Raw genomic sequence first — 15,941 nt, 5'->3', positions numbered from 1 at the left:
TCGCATTGGAAGAAATGGGGCATACGGCCTTTCAGAAGGCTTTGCATGTCACGCAGTGTCGAGTTGACAGATATCGGCGTCAAATTGGCCAAAAAGACCTTCGGATATCAGTGCGGCAAATATGCGCTAGGTGAGTTGATGAAACATCGTGTGGATGGTTTCGCGCAGCCAGGCAAGGCCCGCGTCCGCCGCGAATTGCGTATGCGAGTGCAGCTGAATTTCGATTGGCGGCAGCGCGAACGGCAGCGGCAGTATGCGAAACGCCTTGCCGCGATTGAAGCGCCGCGCGATGCTCTTAGGGAAAATAACGGCGAGATCGGTGTTCAGCACGATTTCCGGCGCGACGACGAAATGTGGCAGCCTGAGCACGACATCGCGCTTGAGGTTGAGCTCGTCGAGCCACTGTTCAACCATACGATGACCAGTTGCATTGGTGCTCGCGTACACATAGCGCAACGCGGAGAGGTCTTCGCGGCTCGGTTTTGCCTTGCGCAGCGGATGACCCGCGCGCACCACGCACACGTGCTCATCGAGGAAGAGCGTCTGGCTCACGCAGCCGGCGTCGAGACCGGGAACATAGCCGAGCGCGAGATCGATCTCACCGGTGCGCATGGCCGCGCTCACCGATTCGATTGGAACATTTGCTATGTCGATGCGAATGCCGCGCGCCTCGCGATCGAGCAGCGCGATGAGCGGGGGCAGGAAGTAGAACTCCGACATGTCCGACATCGATACGCGAAATACGCGCTGAGCGGTCGCCGGATCGAACTTCGCGAGTTGCTGCATCGCTTCGTTGATAATCGCAAAGGCTTGGGCGAGTGGCGGATAGAGACGAAACGCGGCATCGGTCGGCACCATGCCGTTTGGCGTGCGCACGAACAACGGGTCTTCGAAGAGATTGCGCAAGCGGCGAAGCGCGTGGCTCACCGCGGGCTGCGTGAGACCCAGACGATCCCCGGCGGCGGTGAGGCTGCGCAGGTCCCAGATGGCAAGGAACACGCGCAGCAGGTTCAGATCGGCGATGCCGAGATTCGGCTTGTTCATGCGCTTCTCTCGCGAACGAAGGCACATCGCGTCACGCGCGACGGCCGGTCAGTATGTCGCGAGATTAACGTATGTGCTGCGCATTGCATAATGCGGAGTTGCACCGCCGTGGGGCGGTAGCGCGTGAAAGTCGCGCCGCATCGCATCCCGCACGGGGGAAGCGAGTGCGTCGGCAAGCGCGCTGAAGTCGTCGAAAACGACTTTGTTGCGCTGCATGGCTAATGCTTGCCCGAACGGCAAGCCGCTCGTGCTGTCGATGTGCGTGTAGATTTCCAGTTCGCGCAACCCGGGCAATTGCAGCATAAGCGGCGGATGATGCCGCAGATAATGCGCGAGCCACGCATTGAAGTCATCGGCAGGGCCTTCGTAAGCGACGAGGTATGTGCAGCGTTTGATGTGCTCGCGATTCGGGGCGGCGTGCGGCGGCGCCAGCGTGCGCACGGCCATGATCTGTTGCGTGAAGGATGACGCGCTCAGTGCCTCGTGCGCCGCAGAATGCAACGCACGGTGTATCGCACCATCGGCTTCGAGTGCGGCCTCAAGCGGCGCGAGTTCTTCGAAGTACCATTGCAGTACGTACGACGGCGCATCTTGTTTCTGCGCGATACGCGGATCGACCTCGCCGGCGATCGGCTCATGCACGATCAGCCGACGCAGGCCGTTGATTCGAGCCGCATCCTCCTGCAATGCGGACATGTCGAACAAGGCCGCGGCGTCGCGCTCGCCGAAGAGAAAGAGACAAGCTTGCATGATCAGGCGGCCTCGCGAGCGAGTTGATGAAACTGTCTGCCGAAGTAGACGAGTCCATCGCCGTCATCGCGCGTCGCGATGCTTTCGATCTGCACGAAAATTACCGAGTGAGATCCGACAGTCTTGCTGTCGACGATGCTGCCTTCGAGACTTGTTATTGCGTCGTCGAGGACGGGAACGCCGAGCTGGCCGCTTTGCCACGCGCTTCCGTCGAACCGCTCTTCCATCGAGCAGCCGGTCATGCCAGCAAACACGCGCGCCAGTTCCTGAGAGCGCGCACCGAGCACGTTGATGCAGACATGCCCGTTGCCGTGCAGTACATCGTGCACATAGCTCGATTGATTGATGCACACGAGCATGGTCGGCGGCGTATCGGTCACGGAGCAGACCGCGCTCGCCGTGATGCCGCAGCGGCCGTGCGAGCCGTCCGTCGTGATTACATTGACAGCCGCCCCGAGAGATGCCATTGCGTTTCGAAACTGCGTGCGTGTGTCGTCGCGGTTCATGACAGTTGCTCCTAGTCGATCAGGGATAGGGCGTCACCGGCGCAATGCCGACGAATAGTGCGCCCGAAGCGTCATACGTGCCTTCGCCGAGAAACGCATGCTGCGTGACGACGATCGAATCACGCACGAGCCGTTGCATGCGGCTCTCGCGATAGATGGCGCCGATGCCCGCCATCTTGTACGCTTGCATGACGACCTCGGCGCATGTGTGCGCGGCATGCGTGGCGGAGAGACGAAGGAGATTGGCTTCGTCGGGCATGACGGGATCTCCATTCAGCACCGTGCGCCACGACGTTTCCGCGGATTCGAAGAAGAACGCCCGCGCGCTGCGCAGATTCGCTTCGGCTTGCGCGAGGCCGGCGCGGTAGTACGCCCGGTCGGCGAGACGCGGCGCGCCCGTTGTGGTTTTGGTTACGCCGGACATGCCGGTAAGCAGGTTGAGCGCCGCACGCGCGAGGCCGATGTTCACCGCTGCATGCACCTGCGCCTGGTAGGCGACGGCGGGATAGCGATAGAGCGGCTCATCGATCAACGGCGCACCGCCCCGGACGAACGTCCATTGCTCGTCGACGAACTTGTTCGCGAGGCGCAGATCGTGGCTGCCCGTGCCCTGCATGCCAACCACGTTCCAGTTGTCGACGATCTCCACTTCGCTCGCGGGAAAGACTGCGGTGAATGGCTTACCCGCATTTGAATCGCCGGCGTTGCCCGGCGCTCCGCCGATGCCCACGCCGATCCAGTCCGCGCCTTTGCAGCCGCTGGCAAAGCGCCATTGCCCGGAGACCAGGAATCCGCCGGACGCACGCTCCGCTTTTTGCAGCGGATACAGGCCGCCTGAGAAGACCTGGTCCGGCCCGGATGCATAGATGCGCGCCTGGGTTTCGACCGGCAGCGAGGCGAGATACGTGTTCGCGGAACCGAATGCGGCGACCCATGCGGCCGAGCCATCGGCGATCGCGATACGTTCGAGCATTTCCAGAAAGCGCGGCGGCGGCAGGGCATCGCCACCAAAACGCTTCGGCGTGCTCGCGCGAAAAATCCCCGCCCGCTTCATCTTCGCGACCATGTCACGCGGCACGTGCGAGAGTCGATCGAATTCGTCGCGGCGACGCTCGACTTCGACGACGAGTTCGTCCAGAGAGAGCGGGCCCGCGTACTCGGGATAGTCGTCCTGGATATCGATGATTCGTGCGTTGGCGGCGCAAGCGCCGGCGCTTGCGGTATGAACGGCGTTCATGCGCGTTACCTCTTGTTGGTGAATGGGAGTGGGCGATGTCATTTGGAAGCCTGGCGATCTTCGAGACGCATCGATTTCGGATACGTCTCGCGGGCGAGCAGCGTGGCGACGACGGTGATGAGGCCGAGCGCGCCCAGATACAGCGCCACCGGAACGGCACTGCGATAATGCGCGAGCAGCGCGGTGGCGATCATCGGCGAGAGGCCGCCGCCCAGCACCGATGAAATCTCCCGCCCGACGCCGAGTCCCGAGAAGCGCAGATGCACCGGCAGCATCTCGCTGATGAAGGCAGGTTGCGCGCCTTCGAGAATGCCGAGCGTGATGCTGTTGGCGAGCACGAGCGCGGCGACGATCTTCCAGTATTCGCCGGAGCCGATAAGCGCAAAGTAAGGCCATGCGACGAGCACCATCGCGATCGCGCCGGCCAGGTAGACGGGCTTGCGTCCTACCTTGTCCGTCAGGTAACCGAAGAGCAAAGAGACCGGGATCATCAGCAGCATCGAAAGCGTGAGTCCACTGAGTATCCAGCTCGATTTGATGCCGAGAAACTGGCCGTATGCGATCGAGAACGCGAAGAAGAGGTACGACGCGCCGCCTTCGCCGAAACGCAGGCCAAAGATGGTCGCGACTTCACGGGGGCATTGCCGCAATACTTCGATAACCGGCATGCGGCTTTCATGGCGCGTCGCCTTCACTTCAGCGAATGCGGTGCTTTCGCCCACCGAACGGCGCATCCACAATCCGAGCGCGACCAGTGCGACGCTGCAGAGGAACGGAACGCGCCAGCCCCAGCTCAAGAAGTCAACGGACGAAAGATTCTGAACCAGCAGAAACGCGCCTGTCGAAAGCACAAAACCGAGCGCTGCGCCGCATGGACTCCACGCGGTGAGCGCGCCGCGTTTCGATCGGGGCGCATTTTCATGAATGAGCAGGATGCTGCCGCTCCATTCGCCGCCCGCGGCAAGTCCCTGAAGGACGCGCAGCAACACCAGCAGGACGGGCGCTGCGATCCCGATCTGCTGATACGTGGGTAGCACGCCCATCAGCGCGGTGGCAGTGCCCATCGTGAGGAGCGTGAGCATCATCACGACCTTGCGCCCGTATCGGTCGCCGATATGCCCGCACAGAACACCGCCGATCGGCCGGGCGATGAACCCTACGGTGAACCCGCCGAACGCGGCGATGGTTCCGGTCAGCGGATCGCTCCCGACAGGAAAGAACAGCTTGCCGAATACGAGCGCAGCGGCGGTTCCATAAAGAAAAAAGTCATACCACTCGAGTATCTGCCCGAGCACGGCAGTGGTGACCGCGCGCCGTACATTGCTCGTGGAAGGAACGGATCGTTGTGACACGAGCGGCATGCTCAGATCGGAATTCAAGGCGTCAGGATTCATGGAATTGGGGAGCGCAAAGTTTGGGTTCCCGCTTCACGACGAGCCTGGAGGAGCGGGGCGAATCACATCGACACGACATGGCCGAACGATATGATCCACGCCGACGCCAGTCAAATTCGAGCCAAAAATCCGCGATATGAATCTCGTGCATGGGCCGCGCGCGTTAACCCCTACATGAGTACCTGCGTTGGACGTCGCATCAGCGGCGCTTATCGATGGATACGCTTTTGGCTGATTTGCCGCGTTCAATATGGGATCGCAGACTTCGGTGCAAAGAGCTTTCATCCCCGCAATGGTCTTTCATTGCGTCACTTCAACGAAGGACTCGGTAGAAGGACATGGCACGTATGAGACTCACCTTGAGCGCATCGCTCGCGCTGTTGGCCGTGGCAGGCACAGCCCAGGCACAGAGCGCGGTCACGTTGTATGGCATCGTCGACGACGGCTTGAACTGGACCTCCAATGCCGGCGGCCACAATCTCTACAACATGTCGAGCGGTGTCCTCCAGGCGAGCCGCTGGGGCTTGCGCGGCAAGGAGGATCTCGGCGGCGGTCTGGCAGCGGTGTTCGTGCTGGAGAACGGCTTCGACCCGAACAACGGTTCGCTCGCACAAAAGAATCGCGGCAGTACGCAAGGCCTGATGTTCGGCCGTCAGGCTTACGTGGGATTGTCGAGCGGATATGGCTCCGTGCTGCTCGGGCGTCAATACGATTCCGTGGTCGACTATGTCGGTCCGTTCGAGTCGGGCACGCAGTGGGCCGGCTACATTGGTGCGCATCCGGGCGATCTGGACAACCTCAACAACGCGTATCGCGTGAACAACGCCATCAAGTACACAAGCAAGCCCTATAACGGCTTAAATTTCGGCGGCGTGTATAGCCTTGGCGGCGTGGCGGGCGACGTCTCGCGCAACCAGCTTTGGTCGCTGGGCGCGGCGTATGCGAACGGTCCGCTCACGCTAGGCGTCGGTTATCTGAACGCGCGCAATCCGAACGTCGGCTTCTTCGGCGACAACGGAGCAAGCACCGCGGCAACGGCCAGCGCAAACTTCATTTCGTCGCCGGTTTATAGCGGATTCGCATCGGCGCACACTTACCAGGTGATGGCGGCGGGTGCGGCTTACGTGTTTGGCCAAGCAACGATCGGCGCGACGTATTCGAATGTACAGTTCAAGGGTCTCGGCGACACGGTTGCTTCGGGACCTAATCCGCGTGGCTATCGCGGCAACGCGAATTTCAATAACGCCGAAATCAACTTCAAGTATCAGTTCACACCTGCATTGATACTCGGAGCCACATTTGACTACACGAAGGGCAGCGACGTGGATTCGTCCACCGGCGTCAACCCGGGCGCGAAGTATTATCAGGGCGCGATCGGCGCGGATTATTACCTGTCCAAACGCACGGACGTTTATCTGATCGGTGTCTATCAGAAGGCTTCGGGAACCGATTCGACCGGCGCCACAGCGGTGGCCGCCATCAACAACCTCACGCCGTCGACGAGCGATCGTCAGAGTACGGTGCGCGTGGGCATTCGGCACAAGTTCTGAAGCACGAGGCAAGCGCGAGCGAGTTTCTTGCACGCTCGCGCGAAAACTTCAATCGTGCGTTTCGGGGACTGCCAGACCCGAACTGCCTGGAAACACTCCTGGGGCCTGACGCCTTGAATTTATAAAAACCTGCGCGTCGATACAACACAATCCCCATCAATGCAACGCAACGAGGAGCGCGCATGTACGTCAACCATGAAACATTCGAAGATGCGGAGCGGCACTCGCATGCGCTCCCGGGCTGGGTATCTCGACCGGCTATTTCGGCGACTTCGCCTGCTCGAACGCATCGGCGCTGTATTGCCAGCAGCAGAACGGGACAGCATTGGAGGCCTATGGCGCAGGTGCATTGTATGCAATCGGGCCTGCCACGATCTCGCTGACCTGCGCGTAAAGCCGTCTGGAGCACGGACAGTATTTCGCCGTGCCGCAAACGCGCAAGGCCGCAACATCGCGTTCAATATCGGCGAGGTGAACGTCACGTATGTGGGGGCGCCTTTCCTGCAATTTGGTCTGCCCAATACGCTTGCAGGGCTTTTGCGCTTGTGCAGTCGCGCATGCGCCAATCAACGTGATGAATGACAGAGGCCATATATGATTGATTTGACGGGTAAGACGGCGTCCGCTAATTTTGTCCAAACGCAGGGACGCACGGTTTAGCAAGCTTGAGCGTCACGCATCAACGAACCCCGGAGACGCATCTCGTGCATGCCTCACACGTCTCGATCGAAGCGATCGAAACCATTCTCGTCGATGTCCCGACCATTCGCCCGCATCGCCTGTCCGTGGCGACGATGAACTGCCAGACGCTCGTGCTCGTGCGCGTGCGTTGCGCGGACGGCATCGTCGGCGTCGGCGAAGGCACGACTATTGGCGGACTTGCTTATGGCGAGGAAAGCCCGGAGAGCATCAAGGTCAACATCGATACGTATTTCGCGCCCTTGCTGAAAGGCATGGACGCAACGCGGCCTGGCGCGGCCATGTCGAAGCTGCGCGAGTTGTTCCAGGGCAACCGGTTCGCCAAATGCGCGGTGGAGACCGCGCTTTTCGACGCACAGGCGCAGCGCATGAACGTGCCCCTCTCGGAGCTCTTCGGTGGTCGCGTGAGGGATTCGGTCGATGTCGCGTGGACCCTCGCGAGCGGCGATACGAAACGCGATATTGAGGAAGCCGAAGAGATGCTGGAGAAGAAGCGTCATCGCGTGTTCAAGCTGAAGATCGGCTCGCGAGCGCTTGCGGCGGATGTCGCCCATGTCATCGCTATCAAGCACGCGCTCGGCGATCGCTGCGAAGTGCGCGTCGACGTAAATCAGGCATGGAGCGAATGCGACACCGTGTGGGCCGCGAAGCGCTTAGCCGATGCAGGCGTCGGCCTGATTGAACAGCCGATCGATGCGACGAATTACGCGGGTCTGAAGCGTCTGACGGAACTGGCGCTCGTGCCCATCATGGCGGACGAAGCGCTGCACGGTCCCGCAGATGCCTTCGCGCTGGCAAGCGCGCGCGCCGCGAATGTGTTTGCTGTGAAGATCGCGCAGTCCGGAGGGCTGACGGGCGCGGCGAGCGTCGCGGCCATCGCGCGGGCGGCGAACATCGATCTCTATGGCGGCACGATGCTCGAAGGCGCAATCGGCACCGTTGCTTCGGCGCAACTCTTCAGCACTTTCGATGAGCTCAAGTGGGGAACCGAGCTGTTCGGCCCGCTGCTACTGACCGACGAGATCCTGACTGAACCGCTGCGCTACGAAGACTTTGCACTGCATTTGCCGCAAGGCCCGGGTCTGGGCGTCACGCTCGACTGGGAACGCATCGGGCGCTTGCGGCGCGATACGAAGCGCGGCGCGACCGTCGCAATGAATTGAGTCGTCTTACCCCGCCCCACATACACAGATTCACGGAGACATTGACATGAACAAGGAAGCCATCGACGCGCTGCTGCAAAAGATCAACGACAGCGCAACGAGGGAAGGCAATGCGCGCACGAAGACCATCGTCAATCGCATCGTGCGCGATTTGTTTTATACGATCGAAGATCTCGACGTCACGCCGAGCGAGTTCTGGACCGCGCTGAATTATCTGGGCGAAACGGGACAGAGCGGCGAGTTCGGGCTACTTGCGGCGGGCTTGGGCTTTGAACATTTTCTCGATGCGCGTCTCGACGAAAAGGAAGCGAAGGCCGGTCTCGAAGGCGGCACGCCTCGCACGATCGAAGGGCCGCTCTATGTGGCGGGCGCGCCGGAATCCATTGGTCACGCGCGCCTCGACGATGGCACCGATCCCGGCGAAACGCTCGTGATGCGCGGTCGCGTGCTGAACGATGACGGCAAGCCGCTCGCGAACGCGCTAGTCGAAGTGTGGCACGCAAACCATCTCGGCAATTACTCCCACTTCGACAGGTCGCAGCCCGTGTTCAACCTGCGTCGCTCGATCCGCACCGGTGCCGACGGCAAATACGCGTTCACGAGCGTGGTGCCGGTGGGTTATAGCGTACCGCCGGGCGGCAAGACGCAACAACTGCTGGATCAACTGGGCCGTCATGGACATCGGCCGGCGCATATCCATTTCTTCGTGTCGGCGCCGGGTTATCGCAAGCTGACGACCCAGATTAACATCGACGGCGACCCGTATCTTTGGGACGACTTCGCGTTCGCGACGCGTGAAGGTTTGGTGCCCGAAGTGAAGAAGGCAGAAGGTGCGGATGGCAAGCCCTACGGCGTGCAGGGAAACTTTGCGCTGATCGACTTCGACTTCGCGCTCGTCAGCGAACGCAGCGACGTGCCGACGACCGAAGTGGATCGCGCGCGCGCCGCGGCCTGACCGATACCGAGGATCCCGCCTCCGCTTTCACTGCGGAGGCGTTCACTTTCGAGGAGTACCGATGTTGTTTCATGTCGAGATGACGGTCAATCTGCCGCCGCAGTTGGACGCCGCGCGCGCGGCAGCGCTGAAAGAAGAGGAGAAGGCCATGTCGCAGCAATTGCAACGGGAGGGCGTCTGGAGGCATTTGTGGCGTATCGCGGGGCGATATGCAAATGTCAGCGTTTTCGATGTCGAAAGTCCGGCGCATCTCCATGACGTCTTGAGTCGTTTGCCGCTTTTTCAGTATATGACGATGGAGGTGACGGCCCTCTGCCGTCACGGATCGTCGATTCGAGCGAACGACCAGTAGCGAATTATGGTCTTCTGAACCGTGTTGAGATCTTTAAAGTTGCGGCGCCTTACGCTGACGCGCAAGAAGCCTCACAGCTGGCAAGGAATGACAAGAGCACCGGTGTCGCTCACCGTCTAATCGGCCACTGGAATTGAGCTACCGCTTTACAGATTAAAGCCGCCATGTCTAGGTTTCGCCGACGAATGGCGGCTTGGGGTTGCGGATCCAACCGGTCGATGCAACACAATGGACGCTGCGTGAGCGGCGGGAGTGTTGCATATGAAGCAGAGACCTCGGATCGATTGCAGCGAAAACCAGAAGGCACAGATGTAGGAGAGGTGGTGCAAAGGCGATACGCTTCATCAAATTGGCCAATTGTTCAATCGCAACCACTCGTCGGTGCAAGGAGTTCTGGCGCGGACGGGAGGGATTCGGCCTGCCCTGACGCTACGCCAGCGCAATCTCGCGGGAAATCTGCAACGTCCCAGACTATCGCGACGGATGCGTTAAAGCGACCACTTGCGGCCTGCGTCAACGACGCTTGACAAACGATAACGAAAGCCCGTCGCGGCGATCGAGCAGGCGCGCTTCGATACGGGCGTTGGGAACGGTTCCAAGTGTTCGCGGTTGCACTGAAACGCGTCAGTGCGCTTCTCGAGTCGCGAGCACAGGCACAGGCACAGGCCATTTCGCATCAAAGCGCATCGGTTTGCACGCCAGCGGCTCGCTCGGTAAGGTAACGGGCGCCGAGTCCATCTCGGACCGGCTCTAACTTTCAAGACGTCACCATGAACAAACAGGAACTCGTTGACGCGGCTGCGGCGAAGCAGGCGTCGGCAAGAGCACGGCCGCCGAGACGATCGATGCGGTGCTGGCCGCGACTTCGTAGTTTCGCAGGTCAAGTAAATTTCGAATGCCGGCAGTTTCGCAACGGCAGGCGTACTGTTAAGTCGAATAGCGTGGAGCTTGTCGAATGAGCGCTACGGGTGCGTTACCCTGGGTCGCCAGTGGGACCTGACCAACGAGGTGTTCACGCCGAACGTAAATAGGGCGGTTCAGTATCAGTAATTTATCTCGCCTATCATCCGGGCAATATCGACAACACCGCGGTCACGCCGCTCAGCAATACGATCAGTTACGCGAGCCGAGTATGGGACCGCATGTCCGCGCACGTGATGTACGGGTTCGCGGACTCGTCGACGGGGTAGGGACGCTACTTCGGCACGGATGTTTTCTATGCGTCGGGACCTTTGAAGTTGTCCGCCGTGTACAACGGACACACGCAACAAGGCCTATGCGTTCAACACGACACTCGGTCATCCGTCGTTTCTTGGTCAGAACCTCGCGGGCGGCAGCGCGTTTTCGCGCGAGCAGTACGCGGATCGCAGGCATGGCGGGCTCGCGGACGCCGAGCCTCACGTGCGCCGTGCATGGCATATTGAACACGGTGCGAATCTCGAATGCGGCAGAGGCGGCGCATGCTACGACTGCGGAGCTGGGCGTCAACTGGAGCATGACGCCATTCAATGCGGTCGTCGCGGGTGGTTCGACGACCTGGTTCAACGGCCACGCCTACACCACGGTCGCGCTGTCGAATCTGTTCCATCTTTCAGTGCGCACCATGCTTTACGCCGAAGCGACATATCAACATGCTAGCGGCGGCGCCAAGGCGGCCCTGCCGTCGCTCGCTCCTTCGCCGGGCGGTTCGCAGGCCTCGCTGCGCTTCGGTCTGCAGCACTTCTTTTGATGCGGCGCGAGCACGTCGCCTGGAGGACCGGCGCTGCGATGCCAGCGGCGTCTTCTTTCCGGCATTCATCATCGCCAGGTGCGTTTCCCCGCCTGTCTGCGCTCGTGTCAATTCACTCCACGCGTCGTGCGGCCTGTCGATCTGGCCGCGCTTTTCGCTTTATTGACGCGGCAGACTGCATTACCTTTGCACCATGTTCCATGACGTGTTCCGACACCCGAGGACGATACCTCCCATCGGCACGAAAGGAACCTTCACCCGTTCGCATGCGCACCAGGCGAGAAGGGCTGCGGCGGGCATCATTGGAAGTAAGCCCGTTCACTTTTGGTTGCGAACTGGATGTGGAGAAACCACCCTCATGAAGATCCATCAACTGCGAACGCTCGTCGCGATTTCCGATACGGGAAGCATTCGCAACGCCGCGAAGGCGCTTGAACTTTCACCGGCAGCGGTCACCAAGGCGATGCGCGAACTCGAAGCCCAGGTTGGCGTGGCGTTGATCGTCCGCGAGGCCTCCGGGATCAGTCTGACTGAAGCTGGGCGCGCTTTGCTGGCGCACGCGCGTCTGATGATTCAGCAGTTGCGACGCGCACAAGACGAGATGGACCGCTTCTCCGGAGCAGGCAGGGAGCGGCTGACGGTTGCGCTGCCGACGTGGGTCGCCATCGCGCTGCTTGGCGGCATCATGAAGCGCTTCGAACAGGTAATGCCCGATACTCGGATCGTCTTCTATGAGAGCCTGCTGAGCGTCGCCGTGCCGAAACTGCGTGACGGCACGCTCGACCTCTCGGTGAATCGTGCCTGTCCGCCTTCATGCCGGGACGAATTCCAGCAAGTGCCGCTCTTCCTCGTGAGTTACGCGGTAGTGGGACGCGCGGGGCATCCGCTCGCGAAATGCCGCACGTTGTCGCAACTGAAGGGCGCGAGTTGGGTATTGAACCGCGACTTCACGGAGAGCGACGCCGAAGGCGACGGCCCGTTCGGAGAGTACTTTCGCCGCTACAAGCCACGCGTGCACGTCGCGCATTCCTCGTCGATGATGATCGGCCTGATCTGTAACACCGACATCCTCTCGATCATGCCCTGGCCACTCGCGGAACTGCTCGTCGCGAAAGAGGGGCTGTGCGTGCTGCCCGTGACGGAGACCATCCCCGAAGTGGAAGTGAACCTGATGTATCGACGCGGAACCCCGCTAAGCGCGGCGGCGAAGGTCTTCATTCAAAGCCTGAAGGACACCATTCTTGACGAGGCCAATGCAACTGACCCAATGAGCAGACGTGTCTTTCAGGCGGTCGAATGCGTGGTCAGCCAACCCTAGCAATGCACCAGCCGCAGCGCAAAGCAAAACCCGGGCCACAGCAATTTGATGCGCGTTCCATGCGCGTTTTTTTTTCGCGGTTTGACCTGTCAACGAATAAACATAACCATTTCTCAAGCCGATGACAGTGCACCGGCCTTTGTTTTGAAGAGATGGTGTGCCGCGATCTTCTTCCTCGACCAAGCGAAGTGTCCACCGCGCAGCACCAACCTACCCCGCAAGTCATCGATCCTCGATCTTGCAGAGCAATCTCGCGCTGCACTGAAACACCTTTTAATCAGTCACATTATGTTGAATCTCAACGACGCAGAACGGGACGTGGTCGCTCGCGTCGAGTTTCATCGCGCGCTGTGCACGCACCTGAGCGACAGGCTCTGGGACCTTGCGGAGACCGCTTACTCGGAACACGTGTCCGCCGACCTTCAGACAAGGGAGCTGACGCGTGAAGGCTTTCGGGTGACACAAGGCCTTGCGGGCATTCCGACCGCGTTCGTTGCGGAATGGGGCGCGGGCGGACCAACGATCGGCCTGCTGGGCGAGTACGATGCATTGCCCCAGTTGAGTCAGGTCGCGGGCTCCACGACGCGCGCGCCGGTCGTGAATGCTGGCAACGGTCATGGTTGCGGCCACAATCTTTTGGGCGGCGCAGCGTTGCTCGCCGCGCTGGCCGTTCGCGATCAGTTGCGCGACACAGGTGTCGAGGGTCGCATCCGCTATTACGGTTGCCCCGCGGAGGAAGGCGGCGCGGGCAAGACGTTCATGACGCGTGCCGGGGTGTTCGACGACGTCGACGCCGCGCTGACGTGGCATCCGTCCAGCGTCTATGCGATCGACGCAATGTCGACGCTCGCCACACTGCACACGCGCTTCACTTTTTCCGGCCGGGCCGCGCATGCGGCAGCCGCGCCGCATCTCGGACGAAGCGCGCTTGACGCGGTCGCATTAATGAACGTGGCGGCCAATTACTTGCGCGAGCACATTCCGTCTGACGCGCGCCTGCACTACGCGATTCACGATACAGGCGGCCGCGCGCCGAACGTCGTGCAGGCTCGCGCGGAGGTCGTCTACCAGATACGTGCGCCCGAGCTTGAAGTCGTGCAGTCGATCCATGCGCGTCTGCTACGGATCGCCGAGGGCGCCGCGATGATGTCCGAGACGGCGATGCATGTGCGCGTCGAGAAGGCGATGTCGAATATGCGCCCGAATCCCGTGCTATCGGATCTGATGTATGCGCGCATGCAGGCACTCGGACCCGTCCCGTTCGACGACGACGACCGGGCTTTCGCGCGCCGGATGCAGCAAGCCATTTCGAAGGAAGAAGCGCACGCGAGCCTCGCCATATTCGGTGCTGCGCATCTGAAGGGCGAACTCCACCACGCTGTCTTGCCAGCGGACCTGATGCCGCCCGTGCTGGCCGCTTCGACCGACGTGGGCGACGTCAGTTGGGTGGTGCCGACGGCCCGTTGCCTCGTGCCATGCTTCGCGCTTGGCACGCCGTTCCATTCATGGCAACTGGTCGCGCAGGGCAAGTCGTCGCTTGCCCACAAGGGAATGACGCATACCGCCAAGGTGCTGGCCGTCACGGCGGCAGCGCTGTATCACGATCCGGCCACGCTCGCCGCCGCGAAACGGGCGCTACAGGAGCAGTTGGCCGACGCGGCGTACCAGTGTCCCATTCCGTCCGATGTCGAGCCGCCCGTCGCCGCAGCCGCCGGTGATACGCGCCGGCGTGGCACGTTGCGCGGCGCCTTTCCATCGCAATACGCAGGAGTGCAATCGTGAGTCAGTTGTCGAATGAGCGCGTGGCGGAAATAGCGGCTCTCGTTGATGCGAAGAAGGATGGTTTGATCCGGCTCTCTGACGAGATATGGGGGCTCGCCGAAACACGCTGGCAGGAGTTTCAATCCGTTACAGAGCAGCTCGCCGTGCTTGAGCGCGAAGGATTCCATGTGACGCGCAATGTCGGCGGCATTCCGACGGCGTTCAGCGCACAGTGCGGAGAGGGTGGTCCCATCATCGGCTTTCTCGGTGAATACGATGCGCTTTCTGAGATGAGCCAGGTCGCAGGAGCGGTCGAGCCGATGCCGGCTTGTGAGGGCGCGAATGGTCACGGGTGCGGCCACCACCTGCTCGGCGCCGGCGCGATGCTGGCGGCGATCGCGACGCGCGATTATCTCGCGCGCCACCAGTTGCCTGGCATCGTGCGCTATTACGGGTGTCCCGCCGAAGAGGGGGGTGCGGGCAAGACCTACATGGCGCGTGCAAATGCATTCGACGACCTCGACGCGGCACTGTCCTGGCATCCGGGTCCCTATTCAGGCGTATTCAAGTACAAGTCCCTTGCCGTCATTCAGATGGCGTTCCGTTTCGCGGGGATCGCGTCTCATGCGGCCGCGTCTCCGCATCTCGGCCGCAGCGCGCTGGACGCCGTCGAACTCATGAACGTCGGCGTGAACTTCATGCGCGAGCACATGCCGTCGGATGCGCGGGTGCATTACGCGATCACCGATGCTGGCGGATACGCGCCGAACGTGGTGCAGGCTAATGCCGAAGTGTTGTACGTCGTGCGGTCTCCCGATCTCGACGACACCCGCCAACTGGCGGCCCGTGTCGAGCAGATTGGACGCGCCGCGGCGCTGATGACCGATACGCAGGTCAGGATCGAATTCGATCGCGCATGTTCGAGCGTGCTGCGCAACGGCGTGATCGAGCGATTGATGATGGAGACGCTCGCAACGCTCGGGCCACCGCCTTTCGACGAAGTCGACCAGGCATTCGCGAGCGAACTGACAGAGCGGATTACCGACGCCGATCTGCACGAGTGCATCGAGTCGTATCGCGGCGATCCGAACGAACGTGGCCTGAGCGTGCGCGCACTTGTGCTGCACGATGAGCCTGGCACGCTGACGGGTTCGAGCGACGTCGGCGATGTGAGCTGGATCGTGCCGACGGCGCAGTATCTCGGCGCGTGCTACGCAATCGGCACGAACATGCACACGTGGCAGCTCGTCGCGCAGGGCAAGCTGCCGGCTGCGCACAAGGGCATGGTGCACGCCGCGAAGGTCATGGCAGACACGGCGGTCCAGTTGTGTCTCGACCCCGCGCATCTCGGGGCCGCGAAGGCTGAGCTAGTACTTCATACGGACGGGCGTTCCTACGTCAGCCCGATTCCTCCCGGCGTGCAGGCACCGCCCGTGCGAAAGGCGAAGCAGCCGTCAACCGAACATCGGAAGGTCTAACGTAA

At 61.3% G+C, this 15,941-nt stretch carries 13 protein-coding genes; 8 read left to right on the top strand and 5 right to left on the bottom strand.

The window, feature by feature from the left end; translation table 11 throughout:
• Window positions 1-126 precede the first annotated feature (126 nt).
• From AWB68_RS20835 to AWB68_RS20815, 5 genes are read right to left on the bottom strand one after another with little or no spacing between them, the layout of a single operon-like run.
• A complete protein-coding gene (locus tag AWB68_RS20835) occupies window positions 127-1,044 on the bottom strand; it encodes a LysR family transcriptional regulator (protein WP_087646241.1) in 918 nt (305 codons plus the stop codon).
• A 48-nt stretch (window positions 1,045-1,092) separates the two neighbouring features.
• Window positions 1,093-1,794, bottom strand: coding sequence for an EthD family reductase (locus tag AWB68_RS20830; protein WP_087646240.1), 702 nt, complete (start codon window positions 1,792-1,794; stop codon window positions 1,093-1,095).
• A gap of 2 nt (window positions 1,795-1,796) precedes the next feature.
• A complete protein-coding gene (gene hpaC, locus AWB68_RS20825) occupies window positions 1,797-2,300 on the bottom strand; it encodes a 4-hydroxyphenylacetate 3-monooxygenase, reductase component (RefSeq protein WP_087646239.1) in 504 nt (167 codons plus the stop codon).
• Between the two features lie 19 nt (window positions 2,301-2,319).
• Entirely contained in the window at window positions 2,320-3,537 is a 1,218-nt protein-coding gene (locus AWB68_RS20820; protein WP_087646238.1) for an acyl-CoA dehydrogenase family protein, read from the bottom strand.
• Window positions 3,538-3,575: 38 nt separating this feature from the next.
• Window positions 3,576-4,898, bottom strand: a complete 1,323-nt coding sequence (locus AWB68_RS20815) for an MFS transporter (protein WP_087646256.1) — start codon at window positions 4,896-4,898, stop codon at window positions 3,576-3,578.
• A 380-nt stretch (window positions 4,899-5,278) separates the two neighbouring features.
• Between AWB68_RS20815 and AWB68_RS20810 the strand changes: the two genes are divergently transcribed.
• From AWB68_RS20810 to AWB68_RS20760, 8 genes are all read left to right on the top strand, one after another.
• Window positions 5,279-6,481, top strand: coding sequence for a porin (locus tag AWB68_RS20810; protein ID WP_087646237.1), 1,203 nt, complete (start codon window positions 5,279-5,281; stop codon window positions 6,479-6,481).
• A gap of 704 nt (window positions 6,482-7,185) precedes the next feature.
• The gene (locus tag AWB68_RS20800) at window positions 7,186-8,343 is read left to right on the top strand and encodes a muconate/chloromuconate family cycloisomerase (protein WP_087646236.1); all 1,158 of its coding nucleotides are present in this window, start codon (window positions 7,186-7,188) and stop codon (window positions 8,341-8,343) included.
• A 46-nt stretch (window positions 8,344-8,389) separates the two neighbouring features.
• On the top strand, window positions 8,390-9,298 hold the full coding sequence (catA, locus tag AWB68_RS20795) for a catechol 1,2-dioxygenase (RefSeq protein ID WP_087646235.1): 909 nt from the start codon (window positions 8,390-8,392) through the stop codon (window positions 9,296-9,298).
• Window positions 9,299-9,359: 61 nt separating this feature from the next.
• On the top strand, window positions 9,360-9,650 hold the full coding sequence (gene catC / locus AWB68_RS20790; RefSeq protein WP_087646234.1) for a muconolactone Delta-isomerase: 291 nt from the start codon (window positions 9,360-9,362) through the stop codon (window positions 9,648-9,650).
• Window positions 9,651-11,022: 1,372 nt separating this feature from the next.
• On the top strand, window positions 11,023-11,379 hold the full coding sequence (locus AWB68_RS20775) for a porin family protein (protein ID WP_087646232.1): 357 nt from the start codon (window positions 11,023-11,025) through the stop codon (window positions 11,377-11,379).
• A 358-nt stretch (window positions 11,380-11,737) separates the two neighbouring features.
• Window positions 11,738-12,697, top strand: coding sequence for a LysR family transcriptional regulator (locus tag AWB68_RS20770; protein WP_087646231.1), 960 nt, complete (start codon window positions 11,738-11,740; stop codon window positions 12,695-12,697).
• A gap of 288 nt (window positions 12,698-12,985) precedes the next feature.
• The gene (locus AWB68_RS20765; protein WP_087646230.1) at window positions 12,986-14,479 is read left to right on the top strand and encodes an amidohydrolase; all 1,494 of its coding nucleotides are present in this window, start codon (window positions 12,986-12,988) and stop codon (window positions 14,477-14,479) included.
• The gene (locus tag AWB68_RS20760) at window positions 14,476-15,936 is read left to right on the top strand and encodes a M20 family metallopeptidase (RefSeq protein WP_087646229.1); all 1,461 of its coding nucleotides are present in this window, start codon (window positions 14,476-14,478) and stop codon (window positions 15,934-15,936) included. The genes AWB68_RS20765 and AWB68_RS20760 overlap by 4 nt, the downstream gene beginning before the upstream one ends.
• Window positions 15,937-15,941: the final 5 nt, after the last annotated feature.

It is taken from the genome of Caballeronia choica, from assembly GCF_001544535.1.
In the GTDB taxonomy this organism is placed as follows: Bacteria; Pseudomonadota; Gammaproteobacteria; order Burkholderiales; family Burkholderiaceae; genus Caballeronia; species Caballeronia choica.
Note: the sequence above shows the minus strand (reverse complement) of the source record. Positions and strands in the feature narration are given on the sequence as shown.